Genomic DNA, 10,594 nt, shown 5'->3' with positions numbered 1-10,594 from the left:
CGCGGCCACGTGCTCCTCGCCGCCGCCGCGCCCGAGCCGCCGCGCAGTGGTCGTGGTGCGCGCCTGCCGGAGGGTCGCCGCCTGGGCCTTGCCCCGACCCTCGGCGGTGGCTTCGGCCAGGTTCGCGAAGACCACGGTCAGCCAGAGCCAGACCACGATGACCCACGCGAATACGCTCGGGTCGGCCACGGCGAGCACGGTGGCGAGCGCCGATCCGGCCTCGACGACGAGCATCACCGGGTTGCGCGCGAGCCGGCGAGGGTCCAGCTTGCGGACCGCGTCCGGCAGCGAGCGCACGAGCTGCCGAGGGTCGAGCAGGCCACCGCTGACCCGGTGCTCGGGCTGCCGGCCCGGTGCTGCGCCCGGGCTGGTCTGCGCCTCGACGGGCGCCTCGCGCGTCGAGCTGGGGGCGGTCATGGCTGTAGTTCCTTTCCGGTCTTGATCTGAGACGTGCTGGGGGTGGGCCGTCCCTGTGCGCGGCGGGCGACTGGCGCAGCCCGTGGAGCGTTGCGCTCGCTGTCACGGGCGTGGCACTCCACGGCCTCGTGCCGGGCGCGGGACGGTGAGGCCGGCGGGCCAGCCCGGCCCACGTCACCTTGTGGGAAGTGACGGGCGCCATCACGCCCCCGGCGTCCCACAAGGTCGTCCACGGCGGCGCGCCTCGTCACAGCCCCTCCGCCAACGGGCCGAGGGCGAGCGCGGGCAGGAAGGTCAGCCCCGCGACGACGATCACGACGCCGCTCAGCAGGCCGACGAAGAGGCCGCGGTGGGTCGGCAGCGTCCCGCCCGTCACCGGCACGGGGGCCTGCCGGGCCAGCGACCCGGCCAGCGCGAGCACGAGGATGATGGGCACGAACCGGCCGATCAGCATGGCCAGACCGAGGGTGGTGTTGTAGAACCCCGTGTTCACGCTGATGCCGGCGAACGCGCTGCCGTTGTTGTTCGTCGCCGACGTGAACGCGTAGAGCACTTCGGAGAAGCCGTGCGCACCCGCGTTCAGCATGGACGAGCGCGGCCCGTCGAGGGCGACCGCCAGCGCCGTGAGCGAGAGCACCGTCGCCGGCATGACCAGGATGTAGAGCGAAGCCAGCTTCATTTCTCGCGGCGCGAGCTTCTTGCCGAGGTACTCCGGGGTGCGCCCCACCATCAGGCCGGCGAGGAAGACCGCGACGATCGCGAGGACGAGCATCCCGTAGAGGCCTCCGCCGACGCCGCCGGGCGTCACCTCGCCCAGCTGCATGTTGAGCAGGGCCAGGCCGCCGCCCAGCGAGGTGAACGAGTCGTGGAAGGAGTTCACCGCCCCCGTCGACGTCATGGTGGTCGAGGTGGCGAACAGCGACGAGAGCCCGACGCCGAACCGCGTCTCCTTGCCCTCCATCGACGCGCCAACCGCCTGCGGGACCGTGCCCGGGTGCGCCGACTCCACGACGTACATCGCGACCAGCGACGCCAGCCAGATCAGGCCCATCGTGGCGACGATCGCGTAGCCCTGGCGTACGTCGCCGACGAGCCTGCCGAAGGCCCGCGGCATGCTGAAGGGGATCAGCAGGATCAGGAAGACCTGGAACCACGACGCGAAGGCCGTCGGGCCCTCGAACGGGTGGGCGGAGTTCGCGTTGAAGAACCCGCCGCCGTTGGTGCCGAGCTCCTTGATGGCCTCCTGCGAGGCGACGGGGCCGCCGGGGATCGGCTGCGTGCCCCCCGCGAGCGTCTGGACGTCCGTGAACCCGTGGAGGTTCTGGATCACGCCGCAGGCCACGAGCACGATCGCCGCCACGAACGAGAGCGGGAGCAGGATCCGGATGCAGGTGCGGGTGAGGTCCACCCAGAAGTTGCCGAGCCGCTCGGTGCGTGAGCGGGCGAACCCGCGGATCAGGGCGACCGCCACGGCCATCCCGACGGCGGCCGAGACGAAGTTCTGCACCGCCAGGCCGCCCATCTGCGTCAGGTGGCCCATGGCCGCCTCGCCCGAGTAGGACTGCCAGTTCGTGTTGGAGACGAAGGACGCGGCGGTGTTGAAGGCCTGGTCCGGCTCGATGCCGGGGAAGCCGAGCGCCAGCGGCAGGTGCGACTGCACGCGCTGGAGCAGATAGAGCGCCAGGACGCTCACCACCGAGAACGCCAGGACCGAGCGCAGATAGACGGGCCAGCGCTGGTCGGCCTCGGGGTCGACCCCGACGAGCCGGTAGACCACCCGCTCGGCGCGCAGGTGCCGAGAGCCGGAGTAGGCCCGGGCCATGTGGTCCCCCAGCGGGCGGTGGACGAGCGCCAGCGCCGCGACCAGCCCGAGGACGGAGAGGATGAAGGACGTCGTCTCGCCCACGTCAGAGCCTCTCGGGAAACAGCAGCGCGACGACGAGGTATCCGAGAAGGCCGACCGCGAGGACCAGGCCGACGACGTTCTCGGCGCTCACAGCCGCTCGACCCCCCGGACGAGGACACCGCAGGCGACGAAGAACGCCACGGTGACGAGGACGAAGACCAGATCGGCCATGCAGGGCTCCCGGACAACCACGTCAACTCCGCGGGCCGAGCACGGCCCGCGCGGCCCAGGGTGGGCACGGGACCAGAGAACCGCCGGCCAGCGGGGACGGAGCCGGTCTTGACGCGTTCCTGACGCCAGTCGGCGGCACCTTGACGGCGTGCTGACGTCCTCGCGGCGCCGCGCGCCCGCAGCCGTGTGAGGCTGTGCCCCGTGACCCGGATCCTGGTCGTCGACGACGAGCCGCAGATCCTGCGCGCGCTGCGCATCAACCTGCGGGCCCGCGCGTACGACGTGGAGACCGCCGCGACCGGAGCCGACGCGCTTGCGGTGGCGGCGCGTACCCGCCCCGACCTCGTCGTGCTCGACCTGGGCCTGCCGGACATGGACGGGGTCGAGGTGATCCGTGGCCTGCGCGGCTGGACCTCGGTGCCGATCATCGTGCTGTCGGGCCGCACGGACTCGCTGGACAAGGTCGAGGCGCTCGACGCGGGCGCCGACGACTACGTCACCAAGCCGTTCGACGTCGACGAGCTGCTCGCCCGGACGCGTGCGGTCAGCCGGCGGGTGGCGACGGGCGAGGAGGGCTCGGTCGTACGCTTCGGCGCCGTCACCGTGGACCTGGCGGCCCGGCGCGTGCTGCGCGACGGCGCCGGGCCCGAGGAGGAGCGCCAGGTGCGGCTGACGCCGACGGAGTGGGGTCTGCTGCAGGCACTGCTGCGCCACCCCGGCCGGCTGGTGTCGCAGCGCCAGCTCCTCCACGAGGTGTGGGGTCCGGCGTACAACGACGAGACCAACTACCTGCGCCAGTATATGGCCCAGCTGCGCCGCAAGCTCGAGCCCGACACGGACCGCCCTCGGCACCTGCTGACCGAGCCGGGCATGGGCTACCGCTTCCAGCCGTAGCCGAGCCACCTCGGGGGCCGCTAAGAACCGCTGGGCTTCTTCCGATAGGAGGCCCATGGCTACGGACGTGTCCCTCGCACCGCCCGGGGCGGCGGCGCGAGAGGCATCGTCGCCCGGGCCGGCGCAGGGCGTACGCGGCCCGGCCCGCACCTCCCCGGGGGACCGGCGCGTCTACGCGCTCAGCGTGGCGCTCGCGGTGCTCACCGGGGCGTTGCTGCTGCAGCTGCCGGGCGGTGGCGACACCTGGGGCCTGGCCCTGCTGCTCCTGCTGGCGTTCTTCTTCACCGAGAGCTTCCCCGTGCACTTCGGGATGCGCAAGAACGCGGTCGCGGCGACGTTCAGCGAGGTCCCGCTCGTCGTCGGCCTCGCCCTCTGCTCGCCCCTGCTCCTCGTCGCCGCCCGCGTCCTGGGCATGGTCGCGGCGATGGCGCTCGTCCGCCGGCAGCACGTCAACAAGATCGTCTTCAACAGCGTCCACGCGGCACTGGAGATGACCCTCGGCGTGCTGGTCTTCGAGCAGCTCGGGGCGGCCGGAGCGACCGGCGTGCTTCCGGTGTGGGGTGCAGCGCTGGCCGTCATGCTGACGCTCTCCCTGCTGAGCTGTGTGACCCTCACGATGGCGATCTCGCTGCACCTCGGCGCCCTCGAGCTGGGAGCCTTCGGCCGTGGGCTGCCGATCAGCGTCGCCGCCGCGGCGGGCAACGCGACCGTCGCCGTCCTCATGCTCGCGGCGTACTGGCACGACGCCGCCGCCGCGCTGCCCATCGTGGTGCTGGGCGCGGCCCTGCTGCTGGCCTACCGGGCGTACGCCGGGCTGCGCAACCGGCACCGGAGCATGGAGCGGCTCAACCACTTCACCCGTTCGCTCTACCTGGGCGCGTCCGGGCCGCAGGCTCTCGAGCGGCTGCTCGTGGAGGTGCGCGAGCTCGTCGAGGCGGAGTACGCCGAGATCGTGCTGCCGGCGGCGGGCGGCGACGAGCGGCACGCCCTGCACGCGGACGACACGGTGACGGTCGACCGGGTCCCGGGCAGCTGGCGGTCGCCCTCCGACGCCGTCGCGTTCCGCGTCGTGCCCCGCGGCAGCCGCCGCAGCGCCGGCGAGCGCGAGCAGGTCGAAGCGCGTGGCCTGCGCGACTGCGTCGTCGCGGTGCTGCCGGGCGTCGGCGGACACGTGCTCGTGGGCAACCGGCTGGGTGACTACTCGACCTTCGGCGACAGCGACGGGAAGCTCCTCGAGACCGCCGCGACGCACATCGGCGTCGCCCTCGAGAACGCGCGCCTCATCAACGACGTGCAGCTGTCGATGAGCGCGGCCGAGCGGGCCCGCGACGAGGCCGAGCGCTCCCGGGACGAGGCCGAGGAGGCGCGGACGGCGGCGGAGCGCGCGAGCTCGGCGAAGAGCGAGTTCCTCTCCCGCATGTCGCACGAGCTGCGCACGCCGCTCAACGCGATCCTCGGGTTCGGCCAGCTGCTCGAGCTCGGAGACCTCGGCGAGGAGGACCAGGAGAACACCGAGCAGATCATGAAGGCAGGGCGTCACCTGCTCGGCCTCATCAACGAGGTGCTCGACGTCGTCCGCATCGAGTCCGGCCGGCTCTCCTTCTCGCTGGAGCCGGTCGCGATCGACGAGGTCCTGGTCGAGAGCGTGGGCCTGGTCCGGCCGGCCGCGCTCGACCGCCGCATCGACATTGACTGCGCGAGCACCGGGATCGCCGTGCGGGCCGACCGGCAGCGCCTCAAGCAGGCGCTGGTCAACCTGCTGTCGAACGCCGTGAAGTACAACGTCGACGGTGGGACGGTCCGGGTCCGCGCCGAGCTCGTCAAGAGCGTGACGGGCGGAAGCCCGCGCGTGCACCTGTCCGTCGAGGACACCGGCCGGGGCATCGCGGCCGAGCACCTCGACGACGTCTTCACGCCCTTCGAGCGGCTCGGGGCCGAGGCGACGGAGATCGAGGGCACCGGCATCGGCCTGTCGCTCACCCGCACCCTCGTCGAGGCGATGGACGGCGCGATCGGCCTGGAGAGCGAGCCCGGGCGCGGGAGCACCTTCTGGATCGAGCTGCCGTACGCCGGGGCGGGCCCCGCGCCCGACGCGCCGGGGACGGCCTCGGGCGCGGCACCCGTCGACGGCGCCAGGACCGTGCTCTACGTCGAGGACAACCCGTCGAACATCCGGCTCGTGCGCAGGATCCTCGAGCGCCGGCCGCACCTGCACCTGGTCGTCTCGGTGGACGGCGCCGACGGGCTCGCCACGGCCCGGACGCTCGAGCCGGACATGGTCCTGCTCGACCTGCACCTGCCCACGATGCACGGCGCGGACATCCTCGCGGCACTGCGGACGGACGCCTCCGAGCGGCTGGCCTCGGTGCCGGTCGCGATCCTCACCGCCGACGTGTCCGCCGGCAACGAGCGGCGGCTGCTCGAGGCCGGCGCCACCCACTTCGTCCCCAAGCCGCTCGACGTGCAGCGGCTGCTCGACATCGTCGACAAGGAAGTCCCCGCACCATGACCAGCACCGTTCCGGCGTCGCCCGAGCTCAACCGACTGCTCGGCCAGACCATGGGCACGGCCGTGCGTACGCCCCTGCACAGCCTGCTGGGCTTCCTCGAGCTGCTCGCGGCCTCCGACGTCGACGCCGACCAGCGGCTCCTCGTCGACCGTCTCGTGGGCAGCGCGGAGGAGCTGCTGTCCGCGAGCAGCCGCATGACGTGGCTGCTGCGCCTGTCCGCCGGTGACGCGACCCGCCGTGACCAGCGCGTCGAGCTCGCCGACGTCCTCGCCGAGCTCGACGAGGCGGCCGGCACCCGCGTGCGCGCGGTCGTCGCCGCCACCGCGCCCGAGTCGCTCGTGACCGACGCGTCGGCCCTGCACCAGCTCCTGGCCGAGCTGCTGTCGAACGCCGCGATCCACGGCGAGGCGCCGGTGACGCTGGACGTGACACCGGTCGGCTCCGAGCTGCGCTTCACGGTGAGCGACGCCGGCCCCGGGCTGCCGGCGGCGGCCCGTGCGGTCCTCGTGGGCGAGGACCCGAAGCAGGCGTCGGCCGTCGGGCTGCTCCTCGTCCGTCAGCTGGGCGCGCTGCTGGACGCGTCGATCGCTGTCGACGCCAACCGGGTCGCGGTCACCCTCCCGCTCGCGGCCCGACCCGCTGCGCCGCTGCGAGCGACCCCGGCCGTAGCGAAGGACGACCGAACTGCGGATCGCGCGTTGAAGGTCCTCTACGTGGAGGACAACGCGACGAACCGGCTGCTGACGCAACGGCAGCTCGCCCGGCTCGGCCACGAGCTGGTGGCCGTCGCGACGGGTGAGGCCGGGGTGGAGGCCGCCCTCGCCGGCGGGTTCGACGTCGTCCTCATGGACCGGCACCTGCCGGACATCGACGGCTGTGAGGCCACGCGCCGCATCCGCGCCGCTACTGCCCCGGACGCACCCCGGCTGCCGATCCTGGCCGTGACGGCCGACGTCACGGACGAGTCCATCACCGCCTGCCTCGCGTCCGGCATGGACGAGGTGCTCACCAAGCCGGTCGACCTCACGTCCCTGGGCGCCGCCCTGACCCGGGCCGCGGCGGGCCACGAGGCGCAGGAGGCGGGCTCGCGCTGCGCGCCGGCACCCGCCGTGCTGCGCCGGATCGCCGAGCGGCTGGACGGTGACGCCGCCGCCACGGCCGACGTCGTCTCCACCTACCTCGCGGAGCTGCCCGGCCGACGGCTGAAGATCCAGGCGTCCGTACGCCGCCAGGAGCCGCGCGCCCTGCTCGCGGCGGCGGAGTCGCTGCGCACGTCGAGCGAGTGGCTGGGCGCGTCTGCAGTGGCGGGATCGTGCGCCGCGCTCAGCGCCGCCGCGCAGGCCGAGGCGCTGGACACGGCCCGCGCCTTTCTGCCCCGGCTGCTGCTGCACTGCGAGCAGCTGCAGGAGGAGCTGCTGCCCTTCACCGACGCCGGCCTGGTCCGAGCCGCGCTGGCGCGCGGCTGAGCAGGAAGAGGGCTCGGCCCCGTCCGGGCGGACGGGACCGAGCCCTCGTTCACGGCGAGCGGAGCTCAGCCGACGCGGATCGTCGTCATCGACGTCCCCACGGCACCGCCGGGCCCGGACACCCGCACCGCGACGGTGTAGGCACCGGCCTCGGCGTAGGCGTGCGAGCCGAAGACTCCCCAGTTGCCGGTCGGGCCCGCCAGGGTGCCGGTGGTCGTGGACCCGTCACCCCAGTCGATGGTGGCCGACAGCTGCGAGGCCGTCATCCCGCTCGCCGTGACCGTCGCGAGGGCGGCCGCGGAGGACCGGCCCACGGGGAACGACAGGTCGTCGGCGGCGGCCATCGGCACGCTCGGAGCCGCGATCAGCTTCGCGTCCGCCCAGTCGGTGTGGTCCTCCTGGTTGCCGTTCCCGCTGTCGCCGGTGATCAGGGTCAGCTGCTTGACGCCACGCACGTCGAGGTCGACGGGGACCGCCGCCGTGCCCCGCGTCATGGCCCCGCTGTCGAAGGCCTCCTTGCCGTCCAGCAGGACCCGGAACTCGACCGACGACTTCGCGTTCGCCGGCACCTCCTGGTCGACGCCGACGACGGCCTGGAACCGGGACAGGTTGAGCTTCGACAGCTCGTAGACGAGCTGGGAGTCGGCGTGCACGCCGAGCCCCTTCGCGTACGTCCTCGCGCTGCCGTCTGCCGACCGCACCCGGATCGGGTTGCCGTCGACCGAGACGTCGCGCCCGATCGAGCCCCACCCGGTGGTGGCCGAGGCCCACTGCCGGTCCGAGAGGTACGACACGTCGGTGCTGGTGAAGCGGATGGTGTAGGCCTCCGTCCGCTTGCCGTCGGGTGACGTCGCGACGACCCGGTAGGTGCCCGGCACCGTCACCTTCCCGCGCTCGACGGTCACCCCGGCCGCGGTGTCCACCTCGACGGTCGGCGTGGGCTCGCCGGAGAACGCGGTGTACGCGTAGTCCCCCCCACCAGGGGTGAACCCCGAGACCGTCGTCCCGTCCACCCGCAGATCGGTGACGAGGTCGGCGGCGACCGCCCGGCGCGACAGCTGCATGGCGTCCTGGCCAGTGCGGATCGGCGCCAGCCGATAGCTGTAGCCGTAGCTCCGGTTGGCGAAGAGCTTGTACTCGTCGTGCGTCGGCGCGCCCCAGCTGTCGTCGGAGCCGACGCCCATCTGGTGCAGGTTCACCCGGAGCACGACCTCGTCACGGGCGGGGGTGTCGTACCAGTGCTGGCCGTTGCGCCCGATGACCTGCGACAGGTCCTCGGGGGTGTAGTGGCTCGCGTTGACCTCGAGCACGCCGTCGCCGGAGACCAGCAGTCCGTTGCCCGACGGGTCGGTCAGCGCCGCCCAGCGGACGTCGGTCTTGTTGCCGGACTCCTGCGGCCGGAGGTACTTCGTGACCTGGTCGCTCACCGCGCCGGAGTACTCCCCGACGTCGGCCGACGCCTTGCGGTCGAGCATCGACTCGTGCGGGCCGCGGCCGTACCAGGTCAGCGTCTCCAGCGACGAGGGCAGCGTCATCATCGTGCCGACCTCCGGGATGAACGGGAGGCTGGACGAGCCCGGGGTGAGCGTGCTGCTGACCTTGACCTGCCCGTCACCGAAGACGGTGTAGGTCATCGACGCCTTGGACGGCGTCGTGGTCGGCACGGTCCCGGTCACGGTGACGCGCACCGCCTTGTCCAGCAGGGGCTCCACCTCGACGTCGCTGATCGCCCAGTCCCGGCCCGCGTAGCGCCACGTCCGCGCGGTGCTCGCCAGGTTGGTGCCGACGTCATTGTCGGTGGGAGCGCGCCAGTAGTTCGGCCGCGGCCCCGACCGGAGCAGCTCCTGCCCCTGGCTCGTGAACGAGGACAGCGTGCCCTGCTTCTTGTCGACCGTCACCGCGAAGCCGTCGCCGCTGACGGTCACCTCGTCGGTCGATTCCTGCGACGTGAGCGAGGGCATCGCGCTGAGGTCCGCGGGCACGACGCCCGGGGCGCCGAACGGCACCTCCAGCTGCTGCTTGGCCTGGACGTAGCCCTTGTCCGCCCAGAGCGTGTCGCTCTTGAGCCGGAACTGGACGTTCAGCCAGTACTCGCTCCCGGCGGGCAGCGAAGCCGGCTTCGTGAACGGAATGTCCACGGTCTTCGTGGTGCCGGGGGCGACGTCCGCCTCCGCGGGCGAGAGCGTCCCCTGCTGCACGACGGTGGCGTCGCGCAGCAGCTGCCAGGTGACGTCGTACTCGTTGACGTTGCGGAAGAGGGCCTCGTTCGTGATCGCTACCTCGCCGTTCACGACGTCGTCCGCGGCGACCTGGATGTCCTGGTAGACCTGCTTGACCTCGGCCGTCTTCGGCGTCTCCGTGCGGTCGGCGAGGACGATGCCGTTGCCGACGAAGTTTCCGTCGTTGGGCTCGTCGCCCCAGTCACCGCCGTAGGCGAGGTACTTCTCGTCGGACCCGCCGGTCTCGGTGATGGTCGTCGCGGACGCGTCGAACCACAGCCGGACGGCCGGGTCCGTGCTCGTACGCCCGGCGTCCGCGACCTCGGCCGCCGAGAGCGCGCGGTCGTAGAGGCGTACGCCGGAGACCTCGCCGACGAAGGCGCGGTCGCTGTGCTCGGACTCGCCGCCGATCATGAACGGCTGGTCGCTCGCGGTCATGGGCCCCGCGACGTTCTTGCGGCCGGCGAGGGCTCCGTCGATGTACAGCTTGATGTTCCCGGCGGCCTTGTCGTAGACGCCCGCGACACGGTGCTGCTTGCCGACCCAGCCGGTGGCGGGGACGGCGGTGCCGTACTCGGTCCAACCGCCGTTGGTGCCGTAGATGTAGAACGAGAGCGACGTGCCGTTCTGCTTGAGGGCGTACTGGTGGTCGCCCTTGCTCGCGATGGTGCCCTGGCTCATCGACTGCGCCTGGGGGGTCACGACGGCCTCGAGGGTGACCGAGCTCGTCAGGTCGAGGGACGGGTCGTTGCCGAACGTGGCCTTGCCGCTAAGCCCGGTGGGCTCGATGCTCGCCCGCCGGGCGACAGCGGCGGTGAGCTTCTTCGGCCCCGACTCCTGGATCGTGCGCTTCGCGGGCACCTTCGTCCAGAGCGACTGGTCGACGAAGTCCCAGATGTAGCCGCCCTGCAGCCGCTCGGGATGGGACCGGATGATGTCCCAGTAGTCCTTGAGGTTGCCGTTGCTGTTGCCCATGGCGTGGGAGTACTCGATGAGCACGAACGGCCGCTCG

At 72.5% G+C, this 10,594-nt stretch carries 6 protein-coding genes and 1 pseudogene; 3 read left to right on the top strand and 4 right to left on the bottom strand.

The annotated features are described in order from the left end of the window. The 3 genes and pseudogenes from G9H71_RS19070 to kdpF all read right to left on the bottom strand — a co-directional run. Window positions 1-417, bottom strand: a pseudogene (locus G9H71_RS19070) (potassium-transporting ATPase subunit B); the annotation flags it as partial. 247 nt (window positions 418-664) lie between these two features. Continuing rightward, window positions 665-2,323, bottom strand: coding sequence for a potassium-transporting ATPase subunit KdpA (gene kdpA / locus G9H71_RS19065; RefSeq protein ID WP_166284375.1), 1,659 nt, complete (start codon window positions 2,321-2,323; stop codon window positions 665-667). Between the two features lies 1 nt (window position 2,324). Next, window positions 2,325-2,414, bottom strand: coding sequence for a K(+)-transporting ATPase subunit F (gene kdpF, locus G9H71_RS24695; RefSeq protein WP_166284374.1), 90 nt, complete (start codon window positions 2,412-2,414; stop codon window positions 2,325-2,327). Window positions 2,415-2,695: 281 nt separating this feature from the next. Between kdpF and G9H71_RS19055 the strand changes: the two genes are divergently transcribed. From G9H71_RS19055 to G9H71_RS19045, 3 genes are read left to right on the top strand one after another with little or no spacing between them, the layout of a single operon-like run. Next, a complete protein-coding gene (locus tag G9H71_RS19055) occupies window positions 2,696-3,388 on the top strand; it encodes a response regulator (RefSeq protein WP_166284373.1) in 693 nt (230 codons plus the stop codon). 55 nt (window positions 3,389-3,443) lie between these two features. Further along, window positions 3,444-5,897: an ATP-binding protein gene (locus tag G9H71_RS19050; RefSeq protein WP_166284372.1), complete on the top strand. Its 2,454-nt coding sequence runs from the start codon at window positions 3,444-3,446 to the stop codon at window positions 5,895-5,897. Continuing rightward, window positions 5,894-7,363, top strand: a complete 1,470-nt coding sequence (locus G9H71_RS19045) for a response regulator (RefSeq protein WP_166284371.1) — start codon at window positions 5,894-5,896, stop codon at window positions 7,361-7,363. Before G9H71_RS19050 ends, G9H71_RS19045 begins: the two co-directional genes overlap by 4 nt. Before the next feature lie 65 nt (window positions 7,364-7,428). Here the strand turns inward: G9H71_RS19045 and G9H71_RS19040 are convergent. After that, window positions 7,429-10,594: beta-galactosidase small subunit-related protein (locus tag G9H71_RS19040; protein WP_166284370.1), on the bottom strand; the 3,166-nt coding region annotated here is incomplete at its 5' end.

Source organism: Motilibacter deserti (assembly GCF_011250635.1).
GTDB lineage: Bacteria > Actinomycetota > Actinomycetes > Motilibacterales > Motilibacteraceae > Motilibacter_A > Motilibacter_A deserti.
This window is presented reverse-complemented; position numbering and strand designations above follow the sequence as displayed.

Excerpts from the sequence above, each read along its gene's own strand:
- G9H71_RS19050 (WP_166284372.1), top strand. The coding sequence starts at position 3,444 with ATGGCTACGGACGTGTCCCTCGCACCGCCCGGGGCGGCGGCGCGAGAG.
- G9H71_RS19045 (WP_166284371.1), top strand. The coding sequence starts at position 5,894 with ATGACCAGCACCGTTCCGGCGTCGCCCGAGCTCAACCGACTGCTCGGC.